The organism is Faecalibacterium sp. 3, assembly GCF_048323735.1.
Lineage (GTDB): Bacteria > Bacillota > Clostridia > Oscillospirales > Ruminococcaceae > Faecalibacterium > Faecalibacterium wellingii.
Window position 1 is genome coordinate 1,524,789 of the sequence record NZ_JBLWFN010000001.1, and the last position, 23,774, is coordinate 1,548,562.

A 23,774-nucleotide genomic window follows, 5' to 3' on the forward strand; every position below is an offset into this window, starting at 1 on the left:
GCTGATGATGCTGCTGTTCTGACAGGAGGGAGCAAGGCATGAACCGTAAGATCTCTGTAGGCATGGCCGTCACCATTGTGATCCTGGCTATGACCGTGACCTTTTCCATCACCATGCTGATCGCCATGCGGCTGTTTGACAGCACTGTCAGCAGCGTGAAGGAAAAGGAGAGCATGTACAACAAGGTGGCCGAGGTGGACCGCTATGTGCGCAGCAACGACTACTATTCCATCGACGAAACGGTGCTGTATGACCGCCTGACGGCTGGCTACCTGCTGGGCACGGGCGACAAGTACGCCCGCTACTACAGCGCCATTGCTTACACGGAGCTGATGAATCAGCAGAGCGGCAAGGTGATGGGCATTGGCGTGGAGCTGGGCATCGACCAGACCGGCTACGCAAAGGTGACCAAGGTCTACGAGGACTCGCCTGCACAGGAGGCCGGCATCGTGGCAGGGGACTACATCACCGCCATTGACGGCACTGAGGTAAAGAGCCTTTCCGGCGTGGACGCTGTGCAGGCCCGCCTGCAGGGCGAGGCCGGTACGACCGTCAATGTGACATGGCTCAACAGCGAAGCGGCCTCCAAAACGGCAGACCTGACCCACTCCGGCTATACCAGCACCACCGTGGATTATCAGATGCTGGACAGCGTGGGCTACATCAGGATCCGCCAGTTCGACGGCAGCACGCCCAGTGAACTGGATTATGCCATTCGTTCCCTGACCGCCAGCGGGGCGCAGAGCTTTGTGTTCGACCTGCGCGACAACGGCGGCGGCGTGCTGGATGATGCCGTCAGCTGCATCGACCTGATCGCTCCGGAGGGCACGGTGGCTTATGCTGAGGATAAGAACGGCAACCGCACGATCATTGGCAGCAGTGACAACGAGAGCAGGGTAGACCTGCCCATCGTCTGTCTGGTGAACGGGAACACCGCCAGCGCAGCAGAGCTGTTTGCCGCCAGCCTGCACACCATGAACGGTGCACGTCTGGTGGGCACCACCACCATGGGCAAGGGCACCATCCAGAGCAGCCCGCAGCGCCTTTCGGACGGCAGTGCGGTGAGCATCACGGTGGCAAAGCTCATCTGTGGCGACGGTTCCTGCTTTGACGGCACCGGTCTGAGTGTAGATGTGGAAAAGGCGCTGACCGCAGAAGAGACCACCAACTTCTATGATTACACCCCGGAGACCGACCCGCAGATCCAGCGTGCGGTCAGCGCAGCACAGCAGCTGAGCGGTACCACGACTCTGGGCGGCGTCAACGACGCGGCTTCCTCGGCGGCTGCATCCGAATCTGCGGACAGCGCCGCTGCTGAGCCGGAGAACGCTTCCTCTGAGGAAACGGCTTCTTCTGCCCAAGCAGAAACAAGCAGTGAAGCTGCGTCCAGTGCGGAATAAAAGGTAAAACCGGCAGAAATGCTGCATGGGCTTCTTCTTGTAAAAAAGTAACCCGGTTTATTGCAGTGCTGTTTGCCGTACGCATGTTCCTTTTTTGAAACGGCTTTTGAGCGCGCCCGTAGGGCGCGGTGATGCCGCTTGCCGTACCGACTCCTCATGTGAAAAAGCGTTTTGGAGCGCCCCGCAGTGCTCCCGTTTACCGACCCCTTCTCGTGAAAATGCAACCCAGCCAGACCCGCAGGTCTGGCTGGGTTGCCATATTATAATAATATTTCCGCTGAATATGCCCAAAGCAACGCGGAGGGCATTCAAATCGTACTATTAAAAAGGATGGAATCTATGCCCGAACTGACCGACCTCTCGGTGATCCGTGCCCTGTGCGAAAAATATGATTTTGCACTCTCCAAGGGTTTTGGACAGAATTATATCATCAACCCGGGTCTGCCGCCCAAGATCGTGGATGCCAGCGGCGTAGATCGGCGCTATGGCGTCATTGAGATCGGCCCCGGCATCGGCGTGCTGACCCGGGAACTGGCAAAGCGTGCTGCCAAGGTGGTGTCCATCGAGGTGGACGAACGCCTGCCGCCGTTGCTGGCCGAAACGATGGCTGGAGTGGACAATTTCAAGCTGGTATTACAGGATGTACTGAAAGTGGACCTGAAGGCGCTCATTGCAGAAGAGTTTCCCGGAATGCCGGTGGCGGTGTGCGCCAACCTGCCGTATTACATCACCAGCCCCATCGTCATGAAGCTGCTGGGCGATCGTCTGCCCATCGAGAGCTTGACCGTTATGGTGCAGAAGGAAGCCGCAGATCGTCTGGCTGCTGCGCCCGGTACCCGGGCCTCCAGCGCCATCAGCTGCGCCGTAAGCTACTACGCAACCTCCAAAATGATGTTCACTGCCGCGCCCGGCAGCTTTTACCCGGCACCCAAAGTGACCAGCGCTGTGGTGCGCATGGAGATCCGTCCGCAGCCCGCCGTGCAGGTGGAGGACGAAGAAGGCTACTTTGCACTGGTGCGTGCCGCCTTTGGTCAGCGCCGCAAGACCGCCGCCAACGCCATTGCCAGTGGTCTGGGGATGCCCAAGGACGCAGTGACTGCCGCCATTGAAGCTGCGGGGTTTGACGCCCGCATCCGCCCGGAGGCTCTCACGCTGGAGGATTTTGCCAAGATCCAGCAGGCTCTTGCCCGCTGACCCCGCCGACGTCCCGCCCGTTTCAAGGTGAAGCCTGTTTTTTCTCGATCACCGAACCACCATCCACCCGGACGGTGGTTTTTGTTTGCGCATTTTTCATGGATTTCGCGAGCCGCGCATCTAAAAAAGCCCCGCAGGGGCTTTTTTGCCCGCCGGACCATTCGGCGGGCCTTAAGAGTTGCGCTTGCCGCTTTTTCTGCAGCCCCTTGGCAGGGCTTTGAAAAAGCGGAGCGCTGCCCCAGCCTCGCCTCCCTGTTTCCGCCGCAGGCGGCGGTCGGCTCCGCTGTTGTTCGAATCCACCCGCCCAGTGAGTCTGGCTTTGCAGTAAAACAAAAACCTCAGCGTACTCTCATACGTTGAGGTTTTTTGGTGGGCGCGGGTGGATTCGAACGAGCCTGGCTATTATCTGTGCAAATTTTCAGCAGAAAAAAGCACAGAAATCATGCGATTTTTCTGAGTTTTACTGTTCTGCGCAAAGCGTTGCTTACCCGGATTGAGCCAAAAAAGTGGGTTGCAAAGTGGGTTATTTGAAAATCCGGGATTGATGTTGAAGATCTTTCTAAAATCGTGTATGATGATAGTACCTATACACAAGCGGTTTATCTCCTTCAGAACAGCAAATTCATATCTGAGTATCAGGGACGGCTATATGAATCTCCCACGGATGGAATTTTTAAAGCCGGAACGATGCAGATCAATGAAGATATGCTGAAGGAATATTTCAGTGAAGGGTATCGCGCTTTTTATCAGGAGCCCTCTGCCCTGAAAGAGAAGGATCCGCAGCTCTATCATTTTATCGAGGGATTGAAAAATGACCAAAAGTGAAGTGCTACAGCTTGATGAGCCCTCTGCAATCTGGAACGAAATGCAAAAGAATCCGGCATTGCGAACAGAGGGGGATGCCTGGCTGCACATGACCTGCCTGTCAGCCAAGCAAGACAGACAGCGGTCTCAGGAAGCATATCTGTATATACAGCAGCTTGAACACAAAGGCGAAACCTGTTACAATGCAGTCAATCGCAAATGTTAAGGCATTCAGCCGTGACACGCTGGATGCCGCCGGGCAGCAGCAGTTGAAAAATGCCCACAAGCGCCTTCTCATGGTCGCTTCAAAGCAACCGGAAAATGTTGAAGTGGGAAGGGTGTTCGACATCAAGATGAAGCCGCTGACGAAGGATATCATCGGGCCCGCTCGTGGCGGAAGCGTGAAACCTCCAAAAACAGCGGTTCCGCATATCTTCATTCACACCCATCCCGATTGCAGTATTTTTTTCGCAGGGCGATTTGTACAACTTCGCACACGACGATTCTATAAAACTTCTGACCGCAGTTGGTCATAACGGGCACATTTACGCGATTGAGAAAACATCAGAGTATGATTCGAATACAATCAAGGCTATTTCTTCCCGGCTTTTCACAAAAGTAAATGCATTGAGTGACATTCCAAGGGAACAATTGCCTGACGAACAACTGCTTCAGGAAGCCGAATCCATAATTCATGATTCAATCAAGGAGATGAAAAAATATGGCATCCGGTTCTATGAGTGATTATTTCACACCAGAAGTAATTAAAGAGCTTCAAGAAACATTGCTGAAACATCCAATTGACCACTCGTATGATGAAGCATGTGAAGCATACGACAATGATGTTCCGCCTGAGCAACTTGCATCGCGCTGTGCCTATGATGCATTGAAAGGGATTGGCAAGCTCCCGCCCGGCATCGAATAACCTTAACCACCATCCACCCGGACGGTGGTTTTCTTTTGCCCATTTTTAGGAGGCACGCTATGGTTACTACAGTTCTTATCACTCTGATGATCCTCGCCCTGCTTGAGATCATTCTTCTGAACGGTGCCCGGCTGTTCTTCATGATTGCATCCGCCGTGCAGCAGGCGCAGGACGACAAATACACGCCGCACCCGCACCCCAAAAAGTAAGCTTTCATTCACGGAAATGCCCCATTTTAACCACTATGTGCCCCGAAAAAAGGCTTCATAGTGGTTTTTTCATGCCGTTTTAGCTCATGTTGGAAGAGCGCCGGTCTCCAAAACCGGAAGCGGCAGGTTCGAGCCCTGTAAACGGTTCCATGCGGCGGGCGGCGCGTACTCCGCCTTGTCCCGTGCGGAAAGAGAACCGCGATAAGCCCGTGCTGCCCATCGAGAGCCAGATCGTGGAGCAGCTGGTCACCGCCAGTATCACCACCGTTGCCGCGCTGGTCGCGTGGTGGAAGAACAACAGCTTCCCCCCGCAGCCCTTCAGGCAGACCAGACCTACGACAAGCTGAAGGCACAGGGGAAGTAAGCCGCCCAGTCCAAAACGGCCATACATAGCATCAGCCCCGGGGAGCCTGACGGTTCCTCGGGGCTGTTTTTGTTTGTATGACGTATTGAGACATAAAACGACATATTTCGGCGTATTTGATGTGTTTTGAAAACTTTTCGGTTAGAGTTGACGCATAAAGAAAGGATGTGTCAACTATGATCGTTTCAGATTTGTCCGCTCAAGTCAATGACCTGCTGCGCCCGATGGGCACCACACGCAATGTGAGCGCCTACAGCATCCTGCTCCGGTGTATCGAACTGATCTATGAGCAGGAGGACCGCCTGCAGGCTGTGGAGAAAGAGAGCTACACTCCGATTGCAGATCAGCGATGTTGTGACCCTAAGGCAATCCAGAGCGCGATCCGCAGGGCTACGAAAACCGCGTGGGACACAAACCCCGCCTATGTGCAGCAGCTGGCAGGCTACCCGCTGACCGGTGCGCCCAGCGCGGTGCAGTTTCTGGAGATGCTGTACAACGCGGTGATGAGAGCATAAAAGCGACTCAAAAGCTCATCTTTTCAGTTGTTTTTTTGAACGGTTTTCTGAAGAAGTGGGTTTAAGAGTGGGTTTCAGCAAAAGAAAAGCACCAAGAAACCAACGTTTCTAGGTGCTATTTCTTGGTGGGCGCGGGTGGATGTCGCGAGCCGCGCAAAACAAAAAGGAACCCGGGTCGCGGCTCCCAGCGGCTGCGTCGTGCCTTGGGCGGCACGCGCATCCTGCTGGCCGCAGCCCAAACAGCTCCTCCCTGCTTCTGCCGCTGGCAGCGGTCGTCGCTGTTGCACTGGGCTGTTTTTGCGCCGTCTTCAGCGACGTCGCCGCAGCTGTTCGAATCCACCCTTGAGAGTGAAACTTGAGATACCGGATAAAGCAAAAAACCAGCGTATTTTCTACGCTGGTCTTTTTGGTGGAGCGAAGCAACCTAAATCCGAACCATTGCCCTCTGGGGCATCTTTGGCGGCGATCTCATCGAAAGTGATGGTTTTTGTGCCGTCTTTGTAGTTGAATGTAATCAAAACTTTTTCATCATAGAGATAAACAGCATTCACGAATGTATTGATAAGCGTTTCCCGGTGGCTTTTCACGTTCGGGTCGAGCTTGCGGAACCGGGTCAGCCAGAACCGAACTTGATTTTCGCTCAACCGTGGCTGAGCGATTTTTTCTTCGGCAATCCGAACTTCAAGCTCTTTCTGCTGGGCTTCCAGCTTTTCCAAACGTAATTTGGTGGAGTTGGTCAGCACACCCGCTTGAATAGCGTTCAGCATATTCTCAATGCCGTTCTCCACCTCGCGCATCTGCTTTTCCAGCAAAGGAAGCGTAGTGTTTTCCTGATCCTGCAACTCCATGACTTCTGCAACGATGGCATCAATCACGGCATCGTCCTGAATCAGCTTCATGGTTTCAGCCACGACCAAATCTTCCAGCCATTCCTTACGGACGGTCTTTTTCTTGCAGGTCTTGAAACGCTTCGCGGTGGCGCACTTATAATAATGATGAACGACCTTGTTTCTACCCGTACCGCACTCACCGAACATCATCGCACCGCACATTCCGCAGAACAGCTTGGTGGTGAGCAGATAATCATCCTCGGCCTTGTGGCGGGCAGGAGCACGGCTGTTCTTTTTGATTTTCAGCTGCACTTCCTCAAACAAGTCCTTGTCCACGATGGCCGGGATACTGTCGGGCATCACAATGTCCTTGAAGTGGTTTTCTCCGATGTACCGTTTGTTCGTCAGCAGCTTTTGAACACTGTTGTAGGTGAACTTCTGGTTGCGGTTGGTGGTCACACCACTGTCGTTCAGCCAGTTCATCAGTTCTTTCATAGTTGCACCATCGTTGTACCGCTGAAAGGCTTCTACCACAAAGGGAGCTTTCAGCGGGTCGATTTGAAAGAACTTCTCCTCGTCCACCTTAAAACCAATGGGAATCGTGCCGCCGTTGTACTTTCCCTTCAGAACATTCTCAGTCATGCCGCGCACGACCTTTTCAGAAAGTTCTGCGGAATAGTATTCAGCCATGCCAGTGAGCATACTCTTGACCATGATACCCGCAGGGCTGTCAGAGATAGGCTCCGTGGCAGATACCAGTTTGACATGATTCCTCTCTAACTGGTACTCATAGTGGGCCGAATCATAGCGGTTTCGGGCAAATCGGTCAAGTTTCCAGACCAGCACAATGTCAAACAGCCGCTTTTCGCTGTCCTTGATCATCTGCTGGAAATCCGGGCGGTTGTCGGTTTTTGCGGAAAGGGCGCGGTCAATGTAGTGTTTGACCACGGTGATGCCGTTCTTTTCGGCATAAGCCGTACATTCACGAATCTGGCCTTCGATGGATTCTTCACGCTGATTGTCGCTGGAATAGCGGGCGTAGATCACGGCGGTCATGCAAACACCCCTTTCACTTCATTCTCCGCAGGCGGCGCACAAGGTCGGATGCACTGTACAGCACACGAGCCACCGACACGGCATCCTCGCCCACGATGTAGAATACCGAGTAGTTATCCACCAGCATCTGCCGCAGCCCTTGGGTGCGCTCCGGCTCGCTCTCTACCAGCGCACAGCGTTCCGGCAGGATGTTCAGCGACTGGATGGCTTCCGCAATGCGGTTATACTGCCCCATAGCCGTGTCAGGCTCCAGCAGACGGTCGGCAATATAGCTGTAGATCTGCTCCATATCGCTGAGGGCTGCATGAGAAATTTTCACATCATACTGTTTCATCTGTGCTGTTCCCTGAACTGTGCGAATGCGCTTGCAGCATCCACGGTATCACCGTTCTGAATCTCCTTAATGCCCACCTGCAAGGCTGCATGAAGCTGGTCATCGGTCATGGTGTCAGCGTTCAGTGCAGCAGGAGCTTTCGGCAGGGATAGCGAGAACGGAATGCCACCCGTCAGCGTGATTTGGCGCAGGTACATATCAATGGCGGTTGCCATCGGGATGCCGAGCTGCTTTAGGACATCTTCGGCTTGTTGCTTGACGGTAGGGTTGACACGGAGATTGAGCGTCATCGTTTTTTCCATGGTTATCACCTCGGATTTATTGTAACGTATTTTGCGTTGCGAGTCAATCAAGCGCGAAGCCGCTATTGAAATTCTCTGTATTTCACAATATATTCGTCATTAAATTGTTTAAAGCGCAGAATATTCATTCGTTAGAATAAATCTTTGGAATACGCCCAGCTTATACTGGGTGGTGAGATTGAGCATTATCTCTCGCTCGGCCGCGACCATGGCAGATTAGAAGATTGACCTTTAATTAGAATATTCCAAACAGACCAACAGCCCTCTACTTGCGATCATTGCAAATAGAGGGCTATCGGTTTGTTAATAGTTATCAAGTTTTTCCACAACTTTTGTCGCCTATTTGTTCTTACTCATCTGCTTGAAAAAATTCCTGCTTCGTCCCGATAATATCTTCATAGTTGCTCTGAGTTACTGTGACTTCCAGATGATCTCCCTTATTTTCAATTTCTGCTTTTATATCATTTCCTCTGTCGTCTTTGCCGCTAAAGCTAAGAATCCCTGTTTCAGAATCGTAAGTTCCAATCGCGTTTTCGACATAAAGCAAATGGGTAACGCTATACTCGATCCTATATGTGCCATCATCTTCTTTAGTGATATTCAGAATTTCATCAAAATCATTACTATAATAGCCTTCCTCTGGCATTTGAAAATTCGCAGTATCATTATTGGTTAAATGCTCGTTTGATACTATATCACTAACATTTTTGTTTTCTACTTGTACTGAAGTGCTTTCAGTCGATGGTTCTTTATTTTCCTGAGATTGCCCACATCCAGCTAACCCCAAAACCATGCATAGCACAAACAGATAAATTACTTTTTTCATAGCATTCTTCTCCTTTATTCAATCTATTTTTGTCGATTTATTTGTTATCGCATTTTATCATACCATAATTATTAACTTTTCTGTTTAAATAACGAACTTCAAGCCTGATTTATTTCATCTGTCCACAATTTTTTTCAAAATCATATGGCTGCACATAAATTTCCAGAAAACTTGTAGCACAATCACGATTTTTCTTTTCGTTCATACAAACCACCACGGCAATTCCAACCACAGGTTATCCATGGCCTGTTCCTCGGTCTTTTTGGCGCGGCTTTTTGTCAGGTGAAAGTATATCGCCGTGCCGATCAGAGGATGCTCCTCGCCATCGGTAAAGCCATAGCGGTACAATAGATAGGTCTGCTCTCGCTGGGTCAGCCGTTTCAGACCATCGTACAGTTCCCGGCGCGATTCCTGCTCTTCCATAATACTCTGCGGCTGCATGGCATAAGGGTCGGCTATGGCTTCGATGCGCCGCAGTTGTTCCTCTCCCGGCAGAACATCGTCCAGCGAAACGCGCTGGTAGCAGATACCATCCTTATCCTCCGTCACCATCCGCTGCTCAAAAGCGGCAAAGGCATCCCGAACCATATCCATCATGGCGTTGCGGATGGCCGGAGCCGCATAGGTCAGGAACTTCATGCCGCGCGCCGCATCAAATTTCGGCACAGCTTTCCATAAGCCCAGATTGCCCGCCTGTTTCAAATCGTCCGTGTCAAGGTTCAGGCCAGCCTGTGCCAGATTCATGCTGCGAAAAAGGTCATTCGCCACCTTGCCGATAAAGGACTTGTTGTTGTCGATCAGGCTGTCCAGCGCGGCGGCATCGCCTTTCTGTGCCAGCGCACAAAGCCGTTCATTCGTCTGCTTCATGGGCGTTTTCCTGCTCTGCGGCAGACTGCAAGATTCCCAGCAGACCGCTTCGCAGCTGTTCCAGTGCTTCCGGCGTGGCTCCTTCCATACCCGAAACGCTGTCCAACATTGCATCTGTCAACTGCTCTGCCGTAATCGTTGGGTGCTGCACATCCTGCCATTTGGTCAGTTCTGTAAACATTTTTTCTGCCACTTTCTTGCTCATGGCTTCCTGCTCGGCGTAATGGCTCCCGATCCCCTTTTTGATTTCCTTGACCGCCGCCATGAAGTACATTTCAATGTCATCAAGGTCGCCTTGGTACACGGGCTTTCTCCGAAGGCTGATGTCCTTTGCGGCTTTGGCTGCCTCCGGGGTCTTGACCCTTGTACGCAGCAGGGTGCTCAATGTCGTGAGCATGGCGTTCTGTGCCGCAATACCGGACGCAAAGGTATCATCAAAATACTGCGATATGCGGTAAGTAAGCTCTGCAAACCGGGCGTTTTCCAACAGCAGGTTGACCACCTCTGTATTGACACGCCCCGTGTAGAGGTTCTTTGCGGCTTCTACGGACAGGCCAAGTTCGGCAATGTCGTAGTTCTTGCGGTCGGGGATGTTGGTTTCTCCCAGCAGAAAATCCGTAGACACGTTGAACAGCCTTGCAATCTTCAGCACCTGCTCATGGGTCAGAGTCCCTTTTGCGCCGCTGATGAAGCGGCTGATGGTGCTTTTGGAGCAGCCGATTTCCTTGGCAAGCTCCGGTTGGCTTATGTTGTGCTCTTTCATCAAGTCCGCAAGACGGATGTTGGATGGTGCGGGCAGATATTCCTGTGCCATGTGGTCGGCCCTCCTTTTTGAGCTTTTTCCTCATTATAATACGCTCTGCCGTTTTGTTCAATATACGGTTACCTCTCCGCCCTTGCTGTTGCAGCCCTGCAACCAGTAAGGGCTTTTTTCTTTTTCCGTTGCAGTTCTGCCGCTTTTTTGCTCTTTCTGCAAAATTCCCCGTATATTCAGGCAGGAAGCAAAAAAACACCAGAGTTCCCACACGGGGATACTCTGGTGCAACACATAACACCGCCCTGCCCGGTGGCCGCAGGGTGCGGGGTTTTGTCGGCATCGAACCGCTTGTCCCCCCTGCCCGTAAAAAGTGCATTTTTTTACGGAAGAAGTTCGTACAACCTGTACGGTCTGTACTTGTACGCACCCGTACGGCAAGTAGAAGCAAATTAAAACGCGTCATCGTTTATATTTCGCGTCTCCGTACACCGTACAGACCGTACGGGTTATTTGAAGTCCGTACGCAATTTTTTCAGATGCGTACGGAGCAATCAAGTTCGCATTGTGCGAACTTGATCGGAGCTCTCCCGCAGGAGACGTTCTCCCTCGGAGAGTCCTCGAAGAGCCCACTACACTTTGCAGCCCATAGGGATGAAAGTGTCATAGTGGGTTATTACACTTCCGAAGAAGTGCATCTTCGTTCCCCGTCACCTCTCGATGAACCTTGAAAGGAGGGATGCCCTTTGGCAAGAAATGATGGCATTGACCGCACCAGTGTCCGAAACCTCGCCGTTTCGGACAAGGCCGTTGGCAACACCCAGCAGCACAACGAGCGCGAAAAGGACAGCTATCGGAACCCCGATATCATCCCCCAGCGCGCTGCATGGAACGTCCACCTCAAGAAGCCAACTGCCAGCTACACCGACCTGTTCGCCCAGTTGGAAGCCGATGGAACCATCTCCACGCGCGGCTTGAAGCCGGATGCCACCCATTACTGCGAGCTTGTCTTTGATGTCAACTCGGCCTATTTTGACAATCACGGTGGCTACGAGTTCGCCAAGCAGTTCTATGAGGATGCCTACAAAGCAGCCGTTCAGATCGTGGGTGGTGAGCAGTATATCCTCTCGGCAGTCATGCACGCCGATGAGATCAACCGTGCCATGACCGAAGCACTAGGCCGCGAAGTTTACCACTACCACCTCCATGTGGTCTATGTACCTGTGGTCGAAAAGCAGATCCTGTGGTCGAAACGCTGCAAGGACAAGGCACTGGTCGGTACCGTAAAGGAGACTGTCATGCAGGTCAGCCGGAGCAAGAAGTGGGCATCCAAGCCCCTGCTGGACGATGCTGGAGAGCCCGTCCTGCAAAAGAACGGCAAACCAGTCCTGAAGAAGTCGTACAGCATCCTGCAAGACGATTTCTTCACCTATATGCACAATGCCGGGTACACCGATGTAGAGCGCGGCGAGCGCGGCAGCACCGAAGAACACCTGACCGTCACCCAGTTCAAAGTTCAACGGGAGCAGGAACGGCTGGACAGCCTGACCGCCCAGATTGACCAGAAAGAGCAGCACCTCACCCAAACCAACAAAACCCTCTCCAAGACCGAAAAGGAACTTGCCGCTGTGCAGAAAAAGGTCACGCTCACAAAAGAAGCCCTCATTCATGCGCGCGATCTGGATTATATTGGTAAGCGCACCTTTCTCGGCAACTATTCGCTGACCGAAGAAGAGTTTTCCAAGCTGAAAAAGCAAGCCGACCACGGCTATATGATGGATGTGGAGAACCGCCGCCTGAAAGAAGAACTTTCCACCGCCAAGAAAGAGGCCGTTCGTTGGAGCAACAAGTACCACGACCTGTGGTACGACGTGAAACCCTATCTGGATGCTCTCCACCGTGCGCCCGAACTGGTGCGTGGCTTTCTGGAAAAGATTCTTGCCCCCAAGCAGGAGCACACCATGAATGTGCCGCAGAAAAACCGCAAGCGTGGGCAGGATATGGAACTTTGAGTTTCGGAGGATACCATTTGAGCAAAAAGAAGAAGTCGAACAAATCCGGCTACCCGGATGAAGCAATCAAGACCCTTGCGCGTTGCTTTTATCCCTCCATGGTTGAGTTTTTCAACAGCGAGGAAGGCCAGCGTGAATACGAGGAATGGCTGAAAGAGCAGGAAACTCTACAAGCCTTGCCTGTTGCAGCATAAAAACAGCAGGACGCTCCCAGTAAAGGGAACGCCCTGCCTTATATAGATGTGTCTCACCGAGGTGTGTCCAGTTGGGCACACCTCTTATTTTTTTGCCCTTAATCTTCTAGCCCATGGCTTCCAGCCACATTCTTCAAATATTTCTCCGGGTCACCGTTCAGAATCAAATCCGCATAGCCCAGCGGATCGTTGTAGATGAGGTAGTCCAGTTCCGTCCTCTGCGCCATGGTCACGTCCAATTCATCCTCGACCCCAGTGCAGTCAATGGAGATCATTCTCCCATCCCGGAGCAGCAGTTCCACGCAGCCGGTGTCCATGTTGAATTTGCAGGTTCTTTCATCGTACTTCATAATCATACCCTCCAAATCTTGTTATTGGCTTACGGTCTATGACAAGGTATCGGAGTTTTACGCCGTCCACGGGAGCCTTCATTCTCAAACCCGAAGAAAACGAAAAATCCGAACCCTTCTCCAATCGGAAATAGGTTCGGATTTTTCTTGTTTGGTGGGCGCGGGTGGATTCGAACCACCGAAGCTGAAAGCAGCAGATTTACAGTCTGTCCCCATTGGCCACTCGGGAACACGCCCATATTCAATTCGCAGTCTCACAGACTGCCTGTATATATTACCACTGGGGCAAGGGTTTGTCAATGTTTTTTGAGGAAATTTTCTTGCAGGGGACGGAAGTAAGCGAAAAGCCCCGGGATCAAGGCGTCCCGGAGCGTATCAGAGCTAGTGACAGGAACGGAACACGTTCCGACACTTTTCGGAAGGAAAAATGCACAAAAAACATACCTTGAAAATGTTCAGGACGCTAAATTATTTCGGAATCCGAAAAAAGTATTGATGTATCCCAAACAGCGTGTTATTCTGTAGACAGTGCTTATTTCATAATCCGAAATAAGCGAAGACAATGGGGTCTGAAAGGAATCACAGCCATGAAAAAATCCAGCCTGCGGACAGTAAAGGAGAAGAACCGCCGCCTGATTTTGCGGGCACTGCTCACCGAGGGCGGGCTCTCCCGGATCGAACTGGCAAAACAGACAGGCCTTTCTCCCAGCACCATCACGGCGCTGGTGGGAGAACTGCTGGCAGAGGGCGTCGTGCAGGAGAGCGGCCTGCGTGCCGCAACGGCAGGGCGCAGCCGTGCCGGACTGACCATCTGTCCGGACTACGGCAGGGTCGTTGTGGTGGATATCGGCCGCAGCCATGCGGTTTTATATCTCTACGACATGGCTTTGCAGTGTGTGTTCCACACGGTGCTGCCCGACCACGGCGGGGATGGAAACGAGCTGCTGACTTCGATCTCTGATGCGATCTTTCAGGGCTTTTCCATGGAGGAGCTCCACGCAGGCAAGATGAAGAGCATCGGGCTGCTGTTTCAGGACGACACCGAGATCAGCGAGTTCCGCGTGATGTACTCCACCGGTTATACCGCGGCGACCATTTCTCTGCGGGAGGCGCTGTTTACCCAGTTCAAAGTGCCGATCGTGGAGGAATACAGCCGGGTCTATACCGTGAGCCGTGCACTGGCAGAGGCCGGCAAGTCGGTAGGTTCCAACTATGCACACATCGACCTTGGCGACCGGGCCGTGGTGCAGATCGTGCAGAAGGAACAGCCGGTGGCACTGCGCAGCGAGGGACAGGCAGACATCACCGGTCTGCTGCTGCCCGAAGGCGGCTCTCTGCTGGAGCTGGCGCAGAACTTTGAAGCTGCACCGCCCGCTCAGCAGGCGGCAGCGCTGAAAAACACGCAAAGCCCGGTGAGCTGCTTTACGGTACGGCTGAGCAATGTGGCGCGGATGCTCTGCTCGCTGTTCGTGATCGAGAAGCTGTATCTCTCCGGCCCGGCGGCTGCAAGCCCGGCGTTCATGCGCGGGGTGGTGCAGAAGCTGAAAAGCCCGGAGATGCGTCCGGTGGTGCTGAACCCGGATCCTGTCCATACGCCTGCCTTTATGGCAACGGATCTGCGTCAGAGCCTGCTGTGCAGCACGGACGCCTGAAAATGAAACTTGCCGTGGTTTACGGTGAGAATAAAGGGGGCTTGCCCCCGCAAAAAAAGGAGCAGAACTATGTTACAAGGCATTCTGATCGTTGTGGCATTCCTGGTCGTCGCGGCATTGATGATGACCAAGAAGATCCCTACTCTGCTGGCGCTTCCTTTGATGGCTGTCGTCATCTGCATCATCGCCGGTGTACCGATGTTCGGCAAAAACGCGGACGGCGCAGAGATCGGCTGGCTGACCACCGTGTTTGAAGCCGGCACCGTCCGTATGGGCAGCGCCATCATGGCAACCATTTTTGGTGCATGGCTGGGTCAGCTGATGAACAAGACCGGCGTCACCGAGAACATCATCAAAAAGAGCGCTGAGCTGGGCGGCGACCGTCCGCTGGTAGTCACCCTGATCATGGTTGTGGCCACCGCTGTCCTGTTCACCACCCTGAGCGGTCTGGGCTCCATCATCATGGTAGGTTCCATCGTGCTGCCCATCCTTATCTCTGTCGGCGTGCCCGCTGCAAGCGCAGCCTGCATCTTCCTGATGGCATTCACCACCGGCCTTGCCTGCAACATTGCAAACTGGAAGAGCTTTGCAAGCATCTTCTCGCTGGACATCGCCGACATTCAGGGCTTTGAGATCTACCTGATGGCAGCGACTGCTATCGCCACCCTCATCATGGTCATCGTGGAGTTCAAGCGCAACGGCATCAAGTTTGCATTCTCCGCTCCCGTGGACAACACAAAGCCCACAAAGCAGCTCACCGGCGTGCGCGGCGGTCTGGCCATGATTACCCCGCTGATCCCCATCGTGCTGGTCGCCTTCCTGAAAGTGCCTGTCACGCCTGCATTCACCGTTGGCATCATCTGGTGCCTGCTCTTCACCTCGCAGAGCTTCAGCAAGGCCATGAACCAGATGACCAAGACCTGCTACGACGGCATCACCGATGCAGGCCCCGCCGTCATCCTGATGGTCGGCATCGGCATCCTGTTCCTGGCTGTCACCAACGCAAGCGTCAAGGAAGTTCTGAACCCGCTGCTGCTGGCCATTGTTCCCACCAGCCGCGTGCCCTACATCATCTTCTTCGCCATTCTGGCACCTCTGGCGCTGTACCGCGGCCCCATGAACATGTTCGGCCTCGGCTCCGGCATCGCAGCGCTGATCATTGGCCTGGGCACCCTGAACCCGCTGGCTGTCATGGCTGCCTTCCTGGCGGCTGAGCGCATCCAGTGCGGCGGCGACCCCACCAACACCCAGAACGTCTGGACCGCAAACTTCTGCGAGGTGGACGTGAACACCTGCACCAAGAAGATGCTGCCGTATCTGTGGGCAGTGTCCATCGTCGGCGTCATTCTGGGCGCGATGCTCTACTTCTGAGTTGTTTTCTCCCCCACAAGCCGTCTGCAGCGGGCTGTACGCAGCCCGCTGCATGGGCGGTCCGAGTATCCCGCGCGTTTGTTGTTCCATCTTCGCGAGATGCTGGGACCGCCCATTCTTATACCTGGATCTGCCCGGGCTCGAAAAGCAGCAAAGAAGAAGGAAAAACAGGAGGTTTTTGCTTTATGAAAGTCCGTATCGGAATTGATGTCGGTGGTACCTTCACCGACGCCGTTGCCATTGATAACGAGACCTTTGAGGTCGTTGGAAGCGTAAAGGTCCCCACCACCCATACCGCCGCCGAGGGCGTTGCTGCCGGCATCGTACAGGTGCTGCACAAGGTCATGGAGCAGTGCGAGATCCGGCCGGAGGATGTCATCTTCATTGCCCATGGTACCACGCAGGCCACCAACGCCCTGCTGGAGGGTGATGTGGCCCCCGTCGGCATCATCACGCTGGGCAGCGGCCTGCAGGGCGCAAAGAGCAAGGGCGATACCACCATGGGGGACATCGAGCTGTCTGAGGGTAAGTACCTGCGGAGCTACAACGAATATGTGGACACCAATGCACCGGATCTGGACGGCAGCATCCGCGCGGCTATCCAGAAGCTGCAGGAGCAGGGGGCACAGACCTTTGTTGCCGCCGAGGCCTTCAGCGTGGACGACCCGAAGAACGAGAACCGGGTGGTCGAGATCTGCGGTGAAATGGGCCTGCCTGCCACAGCGACCAACGAGATCTCCAAGCTGTACGGCCTGAAGGTCCGCACCCGCACCGCCGTGATCAACGCCAGCATCATGCCCAAGATGCTGGATGCTGCCACCATGACCGACCAGAGCATCAAAAATGCGGACATCAAGAGCCCGCTGATGGTCATGCGCTGCGATGGCGGCGTGATGACCGTGGACGAGGTGCGCAGCCGCCCCATCCTGACCATCCTCTCCGGCCCTGCCGCAGGCGTTGCCGGTGCTTTGATGTACGAAAAGCTGACCGATGGCCTGTTCTTTGAGGTAGGCGGTACCTCTACCGACATCTCCTGTGTCAAGGACGGCAAGGTGATGATCAAGTACGCCGAGGTGGGCGGCCACAAGACCTATCTGAACAGTCTGGACGTGCGCACCGTCGGCATCGGCGGCGGCAGCATGGTGGAGGTGAAGGACGGCAAGGCCTGCGATACCGGCCCCCGCAGCGCCCACATCGCCGGTCTGGACTATGAGGTGTTCACCGATGCCGACAAGATCCAGAACCCCCGTCTGGTGCCCGTGAGCCCCATGCCCGGCGACCCGGAGTACGCCAGCATCGAGTGCGACAACGGCGTTAAGGTCTGCCTTACCATGTCCGGCGCTGCCAACATTGCGGGCTACGTCAAGCCCGGCGATTATGCCTATGGCAATGTGGAAGCCGCCCGCAAGGCGTGGAAGCCGCTGGCAGACAACATGGGCTGCACCGTGGAAGAAGCTGCCCGCAAGGTGTTGGGCTTTGCCGCCGCCAAAAACAGCAGGGTAGCTGCCCAGCTGATGAAGGACTACCACATGGACCCCCAGCACACCGTGTTCGTGGGCGGCGGCGGTGGCGCTGCCAGCGTGGTGCCGCATCTGGCCGAGACCATGCATCACAAGAGCCGTCTGGCAAAGAACGGCCCGGTCATTTCCACCATCGGCGTGGCATTGGCCATGGTGCGTGATATGGTGGAGCGCAGCGTTTCCAACCCCACCGACAATGACATCATCAGTGTGCGCCGGGAGGCCGAACAGAAGGCCATCCGGAACGGAGCCGCGCCCGGTTCTGTGGAAGTGACCGTGGAGGTGGATACCCAGCGCAACGTGATCCGCGCCATCGCCGTGGGTGCTACCGAGCTGCGCAGCAAGAACCGCAGCGCCGAAAAACTGACCGAGGACAAGCTGCTGGAACTGGCGGCAGAGAACCTGAGCATGGACCCCAAGGCCCTGCATATCGCAGCCAGAAGCGAGAACATGTGCGCAGTGACGGCGGATAAGGTGGAGAAAAAGCTGTTCGGCCTGATGAAAAAGACCTCTCATCCGCTGCGCCTGATCGACGAAGAGGGGGTCATCCGCCTGCAGAAGGCCAACGCCACGGTGCGTCAGGCCGATATCAGCAGCTGGCGTGATGCGGTCGCCTATATGCTGGAAGAGCTGACCGTCTACAACGACGGCGGCACCAACTACCCCAATGTGTACATCGTGCTGGGCAAGCGCATCATCGACCTGTCCGGCATGTCCAGCGAGGAGCAGATCTACAGCCTTGCCAATGTGGAGCTGAACGGCTACGATGCCAAAACTCCGGTCATTGTGGCTGCGACCCTGCGCATCGATTCCTGACCGACCAAAGGAGGCTGCCATGTCGTCTTATGCACTGCCTTTTCCCGGCCGTGATCTGGCGGAAAAAGAGCTTTCCTACGACCCGTGCTGCCCCCGCATCCCGGAGGCAGACCGCGCCCGCATCGTGGATGCCGCATGGGAAAAAGGCTGCGCTGCGGCAAGGGATGTCTTTGCACAAAGCGGCGGCAGTGCAGACTTTTTTGCCATCTGCAAGGCAAACGGGCTGACGGTGGTGGAGCGGGACATCGACTTTGTTTCCGGCAACCAGCGCTATTTCAGCGACTATGTGGCGGGCAAAAACTGCGTCACCCTCTATCTCAGATCGGTGGACCTGTGGGCGCAGCAGAACAAAATGACCCGCATGGAAGCGGAGAACCTGATCCTCAGCCATGAATATTATCACTTTCTGGAGTGGAACAAGCTGGGCCTGACCAGCCGGGACTATCAGGTGCCCATGATCAGCATCGGCCCGCTCCGTCTGGGCAAGACCGGCATCCGTGCCCTTTCCGAGATCGGCGCGCACGGCTTTGCCCATACCTATCATCAATTGTTGGAGGCGCAACATGGAAAGCATTGAATATCTGGGCAGGCAGCTGCCCCTTCTGGGCCACTATGATACTGTTGTGGTGGGCGGCGGTGCTGCCGGTGCCGCAGCCGGCATCCGCTGCGCCATCGACGGGCAGAAGGTCCTGCTGGTGGAAAAGGGGGCGTTTCTGGGCGGCACGGCTTCCCGTGCACTGGTGTGCCCCATGATGCCCACCTATGTGGAACATCTGGAGGTGCTGCACAGGGTAGAGGAGACCCTGAACAGGCACGGCGTCACCACCCGTGACGGCATTACCACAATGATCTGGTTTGCACCGGATCAGCTCAGCGATGCCTTTGAGGAATTGTATGTCAGCAACGGCGGCAAGCTGCTGTATGACGCCACACTGGTGGATGCGGTGTGCGAGGACAAGCACATCCGGTACATCGTGGTGATGACCGTGAACGGTCTGCAGGCCATTGCAGCCGGAAACTTTGTGGATGCTACCGGTGATGCTGTACTCACCCGCATGGCTGGCGTGCCCACCAGCTCCGGCGATGAGAACGGGGACAATCAGGTCAGCAGTCTGCGCTTTATCATGGGCGGCATCGACGTGGAAAAATACCGCGAATATGTGCTGTCTCTGCACGACGAGTTCTCTCCCCTCAAGACCGGCTATTTCTTCGAGTCTGCCATGGTGGCAGGCCGCAGCTTCAAGCTGGAGCCCATCTTCCGCGAGGGCGTAGCCGAGGGCCTGCTCACCGAGGAGGACCTGCGCTATTACCAGTGCTTCAGCCTGCCCAACAAGCCCGGCTGCATGGCCTTCAACTGCCCGCATCTCCCCAGCCTGAAGCAGAACACCGATGCACTGGCCCGCTCTGCCGCCATTGCAGAGGGACACGAGAAGATCGGCCGTCTGGTGCGGTTTCTGCAGGCAAAGATGCCGGGCTTTGCGCACAGCTATCTGCTGCAGACAGCGGACATGCTGGGCGTGCGCGAGAGCTGGCGGCTCAAGGGCAACTATCTGCTGACCGAGGAGGACTACACCCGGCAGGCGCGCTTCCCGGATGGTCTGGTCAAGGGGGACTGGTACATTGATGTGCACTCCAACAAGAAGGGACTGTTCCACCAGAACACCTACCAGCACGGGGATTACTACGAGATCCCTTACCGCAGCATGGTCACAGACGAAGCCGAGAACCTGATCGTGGCGGGCCGCTGCATTTCCACCACCTTCCTGATGCAGGCCAGTGTCCGCATCCTGCCCACGGTCATTGACATGGGCGATGTGGCGGGCAGTGCCTGCACGCTGGCGCACGCCACCGGTCAGCCGCTGTGCAGACTGGATGGCAGCAAGCTGCGCCGGTTTGAACCGACCTCATTGCCGCAAAAGTGAAAGCGCCGGGTATGCCCGTCTTTGCCGAAGGGCTGAAAGTGCGTGCCGCGCAGCTGCACAATGACATAAAAATCCCACCAGATGACGATCTTCGCCGTTTCTGGTGGGATTTTCTTGTGGGGAGCTGCTGTGCCGACAGAGACGAACCTGCCGAGCTGTCGCACTTTCCGGGCGTTTCACAACGCATAGAAAAGCAAAAATCCCACGATACACGCCGCTATTTTAGCGGTATATCGCAGGATTTTTCTTGGAGCTGGTGACAGGAGTTGAACCTGCAACCCACTGATTACAAATCAGTTGCGCTGCCATTGCGCCACACCAGCCTATTCAGGACGGCAGAAGATCACCGTCCTGAAATAGGATAGCAGAAATCGTGCAGATTGTCAATATCCATGCGGGAAACTTTGTCACGGCAGATCCTGCTGGCCCGAAACGCTGCAGTTCAAAACGAACTTGAGGGGCTTTTGGATTTCCCTCTTGCAAATTTTGATTTTGGTGTTATGATACGAGAAGATACAGGATGTGCAAAATGAATCCTGCACATGGCAACAATATCTTTTTCACATGAAAGAGGAGGGCGCTCCATGTACGTGGACTGGGAATATTATAAGATCTTCTACTATGTGGCAAAGTATCAGAACTTTACCAAGGCCGCGCGGGTGCTGGGCAGCAATCAGCCCAACATCACCCACGCCATGAACCGGCTGGAAAGCCAGCTGAATTGTGTGCTGTTCATCCGCTCCAACCGCGGCGTTACCCTGACGCCGGAAGGAGAGCTGCTCTATTCCCGCATTGCATCGGCAGCGGTGCAGATCCAGGATGCGGAGGAAGAGCTGAGCGCCAGCGCTACGCTGGAACACGGAGCCATCAGCATCAGTGCTACCGAGACGGCCCTGAACATCTATCTTTCGGAGAAGCTGCGCGCCTTCCACACCGAGTATCCCGGCATCCGGCTGCGCATTTCCAACCACTCCACACCGCAGGCCGTGCAGGCTGTGAAAAACGGTGAGGTGGATTTTGCCGTTGTATCCACCCCGGCAGAGGTGGACGGCAGCTTGAAAATGGTGGAACTGAAAGCATTCTACGAGGTGCTGGTGGGCGGCAGGACTTTTACGGCCCTTGCCAGCCAGAACCTGAGTTTGAAGGAGCTGAAAAATTATCCGCTGATCTCGCTCAGCGATACAAGCATGACCCGCAGCTTCTACAGACAGTTTTTTCTGGAGCATGGCGCGGTGCTGAAGCCGGACACCGAGGCCGCCACCACCGACCAGATGCTGACATTGGTCAAAAGCGAATTGGGCATTGCGTTTGTGCCGGAACCCATGGCAAAAGAACTGCTGGAACGCGGGGAGCTGGTGCAGCTCCATCTGCAGGAGATCATCCCGGAGCGCAGCATCTGTCTGGTGTATGACCGCCACCGCCCGCTGAACACGGCGGCGCGCAAGTTCCAGCAGATGCTTACAAAGTCTGCTATCGGCAGGCCGGTATCCCAGTAATGCAGCATGCGGCAAAAGCTGTCCGTGCAAAAAAAACAGGGTGATGCCCTGCACAAGTGCAGAGACATCACCCTGAACGGCGGCTGTTATTCCTCGGCAGCGGCCTTGGATTCATTTACGAATGCGGCGATCTTGTCCACCTGGATCTCGGCCACGGCGCGGCCGGTGTCGTAAACACGGCGCAGCTGGGCTGCATCGCGCTCCATGGAGCCGATCTCCAGCGGGATGGGCGGGCGGATGACGAAGGCTTTGCCCGTCTGTTCCAGCATGGAAACATGGGCAAGGGTCTCGTTGTAGCGCTCGTGGCGGTCGGCCACGGCATCCACGAAGGCCGGATAGCGCAGGTAACGCGCCCGGATGGCGGGCAGCATCTTGTTTTTCTTCTTCACAAAGCCCTTGGGCTGGGTCAGCACGATCAGGTTGCGCTTGTAGCCGATGGACTCAAAGAACCGCACCGGGATGGAATCTGCAATGCCGCCGTCCAGCAGCTGGTAGTGGCCGATCTTCACGATCTTTGAGGCCAGCGGCATGGAGGCCGATGCCTGCATCCACTGGATGTCCTCAGCGTCACCGGTGCGGCACTTGTGATAGATGGGGTCGCCGGTGCGAACATCGGTGCACACCACAAAAAAGTCCATGGGGTTCTCCCGGAAAGCCTTGGAGTCAAAGATGTCCAGCTTTTCCGGTACGGTGTGGTAGCAGAACTGCTCGCTGTACAGATTGCCGGTGCGCAGCAGGTTGCCAAAGCTGGCATAGCGCTTATCGGTGCAGTATTCCGTGTTGTAGCGGATGGTGCGCCCGATCTGGTGCGACTTATAGTTGCAGCCGAACACTGCACCGGCAGAAACGCCGATGGCACCGTCCAGCACGATGCCGTGCTCCATCAATACATCCAGAACACCGGCGGTGAACATTCCGCGCATGGCGCCGCCTTCCAGCACAAGTCCAGTTTTCATACAGCTCTCCCTCTCCGCAGTACCGGCACACAGCTGCCGGACAACCCTTTATACTAATTCTAGTATACTCAATTCTGCAAAAAGTACAAGGGCCGAAAGGGCTGAACTTTGGCAAGAAAAGCTCTTGCCAAAGCAGGATGCATCCGGTATACTATATGAAATAAAAAACATGTGTGCCGGAGAGTGCACGGAGATGGAAAATAGACTTGGAGGAACTGGTTCGCTATGAAGATGCTGGAAGAACGTATCCGCAAGGATGGTATTGTACGCGAGGGCAACGTGCTCAAGGTAGACAGCTTTATCAACCACCAGATGGATATTCCGCTGTTCCGTGAAATGGCAAAGGAGTGGAAGCGCCTGTTTGCCGGCAAGACCATCAACAAGGTGCTCACCATCGAGGCCAGCGGCATCGGCATTGCAGCCGTGGTGGCAAGCGAGTTCAATGTGCCGGTGGTGTTCGCTAAAAAGTCTATGAGCATCAATCTGGACTACGATAACTACGAGACCAAGATCCAGTCCTTCACCCACAAAAAGATCTACAACGTCATCGTCTCCAAAAAGTTCCTCACGGCAGAGGATCATGTACTGATCATTGACGACTTCCTTGCCAACGGCTGCGCTCTGATGGGCCTGCTGGATCTGGCCAAGGAAGCCGGCGCCACCGTGGAAGGCATCGGCATCGCCGTGGAAAAGGGCTTCCAGCAGGGCGGCGAGCTGATCCGCAGCAAGGGCATCCAGCTGGAAAGCCTTGCCATCGTGGACTCCATGAACAGCGAGACCGGCGAGATCGTCTTCCGCGACCAGCCGCACCAAAATTGAACAAAAAGACGTTGCATTTTAACGGGTGCTGTGATATAATATGAATGAGAAAAGCGCAGGCTTTTCAATCTTCGCAGAAGATGACGAGTGACGGTTCTGACTCGTCGGTAAAATAAAACGTGACCGAGTGAAGATGATGTGTGACGGTTCTGACACATCGGTAAAATAAAAATTGACCGGGCGAAGAAATCAAGCGGGGTCAACTGAAAAGGTTGGCTCCGCTTTTTTGTATAAAAAGGAACGAAAACATCGGTGTACAAGGGGTACAAACAAGATAAAATAGAAA

General features: G+C 54.7%; 26 protein-coding genes, 3 tRNA genes and 1 pseudogene. 20 read left to right on the top strand and 10 right to left on the bottom strand.

Translation table 11 applies throughout. The annotated features are described in order from the left end of the window. Positions 1 to 38: 38 nt before the first annotated feature. From ACNSPV_RS07125 to ACNSPV_RS07165, 9 genes are all read left to right on the top strand, one after another. Complete coding sequence (locus ACNSPV_RS07125; protein WP_348583905.1) at positions 39 to 1,400, top strand: S41 family peptidase; 1,362 nt, start codon at positions 39 to 41, stop codon at positions 1,398 to 1,400. Positions 1,401 to 1,739: 339 nt separating this feature from the next. Continuing rightward, positions 1,740 to 2,594, top strand: a complete 855-nt coding sequence (gene rsmA, locus ACNSPV_RS07130) for a 16S rRNA (adenine(1518)-N(6)/adenine(1519)-N(6))-dimethyltransferase RsmA (RefSeq protein WP_348583903.1) — start codon at positions 1,740 to 1,742, stop codon at positions 2,592 to 2,594. A gap of 567 nt (positions 2,595 to 3,161) precedes the next feature. Further along, complete coding sequence (locus ACNSPV_RS07135; RefSeq protein WP_348583901.1) at positions 3,162 to 3,419, top strand: hypothetical protein; 258 nt, start codon at positions 3,162 to 3,164, stop codon at positions 3,417 to 3,419. A gap of 182 nt (positions 3,420 to 3,601) precedes the next feature. Next, a complete protein-coding gene (locus tag ACNSPV_RS07140; RefSeq protein WP_348583897.1) occupies positions 3,602 to 3,934 on the top strand; it encodes a hypothetical protein in 333 nt (110 codons plus the stop codon). 185 nt (positions 3,935 to 4,119) lie between these two features. Next, entirely contained in the window at positions 4,120 to 4,323 is a 204-nt protein-coding gene (locus tag ACNSPV_RS07145; RefSeq protein ID WP_348583896.1) for a hypothetical protein, read from the top strand. 59 nt (positions 4,324 to 4,382) lie between these two features. Then, positions 4,383 to 4,532 (top strand): hypothetical protein, encoded by a 150-nt coding sequence (locus ACNSPV_RS07150; RefSeq protein ID WP_348583895.1) that lies wholly within the window; start codon positions 4,383 to 4,385, stop codon positions 4,530 to 4,532. A gap of 73 nt (positions 4,533 to 4,605) precedes the next feature. Next, positions 4,606 to 4,682, top strand: a tRNA-Trp gene (locus ACNSPV_RS07155). Between the two features lie 59 nt (positions 4,683 to 4,741). Next, positions 4,742 to 4,879, top strand: coding sequence for a phage holin (locus ACNSPV_RS07160; protein WP_348583893.1), 138 nt, complete (start codon positions 4,742 to 4,744; stop codon positions 4,877 to 4,879). A 193-nt stretch (positions 4,880 to 5,072) separates the two neighbouring features. After that, complete coding sequence (locus ACNSPV_RS07165; protein ID WP_348583891.1) at positions 5,073 to 5,411, top strand: sporulation initiation factor Spo0A C-terminal domain-containing protein; 339 nt, start codon at positions 5,073 to 5,075, stop codon at positions 5,409 to 5,411. 392 nt (positions 5,412 to 5,803) lie between these two features. On the opposite strand, the gene ACNSPV_RS07170 is transcribed toward ACNSPV_RS07165, so the two are convergent. The 3 genes from ACNSPV_RS07170 to ACNSPV_RS07180 are packed head-to-tail and all read right to left on the bottom strand — an operon-like array spanning position 5,804 to position 7,933. Beyond that, positions 5,804 to 7,297 carry a recombinase family protein gene (locus tag ACNSPV_RS07170; protein ID WP_348583889.1) on the bottom strand — a complete coding sequence of 498 codons (1,494 nt, stop codon included), beginning with the start codon at positions 7,295 to 7,297 and terminating at the stop codon, positions 5,804 to 5,806. Between the two features lie 13 nt (positions 7,298 to 7,310). Continuing rightward, positions 7,311 to 7,631 carry a type II toxin-antitoxin system RelE/ParE family toxin gene (locus tag ACNSPV_RS07175; protein ID WP_015537812.1) on the bottom strand — a complete coding sequence of 107 codons (321 nt, stop codon included), beginning with the start codon at positions 7,629 to 7,631 and terminating at the stop codon, positions 7,311 to 7,313. Continuing rightward, positions 7,628 to 7,933, bottom strand: a complete 306-nt coding sequence (locus tag ACNSPV_RS07180) for a type II toxin-antitoxin system RelB/DinJ family antitoxin (protein WP_035393314.1) — start codon at positions 7,931 to 7,933, stop codon at positions 7,628 to 7,630. Before ACNSPV_RS07180 ends, ACNSPV_RS07175 begins: the two co-directional genes overlap by 4 nt. A gap of 135 nt (positions 7,934 to 8,068) precedes the next feature. On the opposite strand from ACNSPV_RS07180, the pseudogene ACNSPV_RS07185 reads away from it, so the two are divergent. Beyond that, positions 8,069 to 8,161 (top strand): annotated as a pseudogene (locus ACNSPV_RS07185) (DUF6061 family protein); the annotation flags it as partial. Between the two features lie 121 nt (positions 8,162 to 8,282). Here the strand turns inward: ACNSPV_RS07185 and ACNSPV_RS07190 are convergent. The 3 genes from ACNSPV_RS07190 to ACNSPV_RS07200 form a co-directional block, all read right to left on the bottom strand. After that, positions 8,283 to 8,759 carry a hypothetical protein gene (locus ACNSPV_RS07190; protein ID WP_097772699.1) on the bottom strand — a complete coding sequence of 159 codons (477 nt, stop codon included), beginning with the start codon at positions 8,757 to 8,759 and terminating at the stop codon, positions 8,283 to 8,285. A 201-nt stretch (positions 8,760 to 8,960) separates the two neighbouring features. Further along, the gene (locus ACNSPV_RS07195; protein ID WP_348583887.1) at positions 8,961 to 9,626 is read right to left on the bottom strand and encodes a sigma-70 family RNA polymerase sigma factor; all 666 of its coding nucleotides are present in this window, start codon (positions 9,624 to 9,626) and stop codon (positions 8,961 to 8,963) included. Continuing rightward, positions 9,610 to 10,440: a helix-turn-helix transcriptional regulator gene (locus ACNSPV_RS07200; RefSeq protein ID WP_348583885.1), complete on the bottom strand. Its 831-nt coding sequence runs from the start codon at positions 10,438 to 10,440 to the stop codon at positions 9,610 to 9,612. Before ACNSPV_RS07200 ends, ACNSPV_RS07195 begins: the two co-directional genes overlap by 17 nt. A gap of 686 nt (positions 10,441 to 11,126) precedes the next feature. On the opposite strand from ACNSPV_RS07200, the gene ACNSPV_RS07205 reads away from it, so the two are divergent. Together ACNSPV_RS07205 and ACNSPV_RS07210 are read left to right on the top strand one after the other, a co-directional pair. After that, complete coding sequence (locus tag ACNSPV_RS07205; protein WP_348583883.1) at positions 11,127 to 12,392, top strand: plasmid recombination protein; 1,266 nt, start codon at positions 11,127 to 11,129, stop codon at positions 12,390 to 12,392. 17 nt (positions 12,393 to 12,409) lie between these two features. Continuing rightward, positions 12,410 to 12,586, top strand: coding sequence for a hypothetical protein (locus tag ACNSPV_RS07210; protein WP_348583881.1), 177 nt, complete (start codon positions 12,410 to 12,412; stop codon positions 12,584 to 12,586). Positions 12,587 to 12,684: 98 nt separating this feature from the next. On the opposite strand, the gene ACNSPV_RS07215 is transcribed toward ACNSPV_RS07210, so the two are convergent. Together ACNSPV_RS07215 and ACNSPV_RS07220 are read right to left on the bottom strand one after the other, a co-directional pair. After that, on the bottom strand, positions 12,685 to 12,936 hold the full coding sequence (locus tag ACNSPV_RS07215) for a DUF6061 family protein (protein WP_005927463.1): 252 nt from the start codon (positions 12,934 to 12,936) through the stop codon (positions 12,685 to 12,687). Positions 12,937 to 13,088: 152 nt separating this feature from the next. Continuing rightward, positions 13,089 to 13,173, bottom strand: a tRNA-Tyr gene (locus ACNSPV_RS07220). A gap of 350 nt (positions 13,174 to 13,523) precedes the next feature. Here ACNSPV_RS07220 and ACNSPV_RS07225 point away from each other — a divergent pair. The 6 genes from ACNSPV_RS07225 (at position 13,524) to ACNSPV_RS07250 (ending at position 20,477) form a co-directional block, all read left to right on the top strand. Continuing rightward, positions 13,524 to 14,588: a winged helix-turn-helix domain-containing protein gene (locus tag ACNSPV_RS07225; RefSeq protein WP_339396287.1), complete on the top strand. Its 1,065-nt coding sequence runs from the start codon at positions 13,524 to 13,526 to the stop codon at positions 14,586 to 14,588. A 69-nt stretch (positions 14,589 to 14,657) separates the two neighbouring features. Then, positions 14,658 to 15,959, top strand: a complete 1,302-nt coding sequence (locus tag ACNSPV_RS07230) for a C4-dicarboxylate ABC transporter (RefSeq protein WP_249238310.1) — start codon at positions 14,658 to 14,660, stop codon at positions 15,957 to 15,959. Positions 15,960 to 16,144: 185 nt separating this feature from the next. Further along, entirely contained in the window at positions 16,145 to 18,295 is a 2,151-nt protein-coding gene (locus ACNSPV_RS07235) for a hydantoinase/oxoprolinase family protein (RefSeq protein ID WP_348583879.1), read from the top strand. 19 nt (positions 18,296 to 18,314) lie between these two features. After that, complete coding sequence (locus ACNSPV_RS07240) at positions 18,315 to 18,872, top strand: hypothetical protein (protein ID WP_339396285.1); 558 nt, start codon at positions 18,315 to 18,317, stop codon at positions 18,870 to 18,872. Further along, a complete protein-coding gene (locus tag ACNSPV_RS07245) occupies positions 18,859 to 20,217 on the top strand; it encodes an FAD-dependent oxidoreductase (RefSeq protein ID WP_348583877.1) in 1,359 nt (452 codons plus the stop codon). The genes ACNSPV_RS07240 and ACNSPV_RS07245 overlap by 14 nt, the downstream gene beginning before the upstream one ends. Positions 20,218 to 20,228: 11 nt before the next feature. Continuing rightward, positions 20,229 to 20,477, top strand: a complete 249-nt coding sequence (locus ACNSPV_RS07250; protein WP_348583875.1) for a hypothetical protein — start codon at positions 20,229 to 20,231, stop codon at positions 20,475 to 20,477. Here the strand turns inward: ACNSPV_RS07250 and ACNSPV_RS07255 are convergent. Continuing rightward, positions 20,466 to 20,540: transfer RNA gene (locus ACNSPV_RS07255), tRNA-Thr, on the bottom strand. The genes ACNSPV_RS07250 and ACNSPV_RS07255 overlap by 12 nt on opposite strands. Positions 20,541 to 20,801: 261 nt before the next feature. On the opposite strand from ACNSPV_RS07255, the gene ACNSPV_RS07260 reads away from it, so the two are divergent. Then, complete coding sequence (locus tag ACNSPV_RS07260; protein ID WP_339396268.1) at positions 20,802 to 21,713, top strand: LysR family transcriptional regulator; 912 nt, start codon at positions 20,802 to 20,804, stop codon at positions 21,711 to 21,713. A gap of 86 nt (positions 21,714 to 21,799) precedes the next feature. Here ACNSPV_RS07260 and ACNSPV_RS07265 read toward each other — a convergent pair whose 3' ends face one another. After that, the gene (locus ACNSPV_RS07265) at positions 21,800 to 22,669 is read right to left on the bottom strand and encodes a patatin-like phospholipase family protein (RefSeq protein ID WP_249238315.1); all 870 of its coding nucleotides are present in this window, start codon (positions 22,667 to 22,669) and stop codon (positions 21,800 to 21,802) included. A 225-nt stretch (positions 22,670 to 22,894) separates the two neighbouring features. Here ACNSPV_RS07265 and ACNSPV_RS07270 point away from each other — a divergent pair, with 225 nt between their 5' ends. After that, entirely contained in the window at positions 22,895 to 23,488 is a 594-nt protein-coding gene (locus ACNSPV_RS07270) for a xanthine phosphoribosyltransferase (protein WP_249238316.1), read from the top strand. Positions 23,489 to 23,774 lie beyond the last annotated feature (286 nt).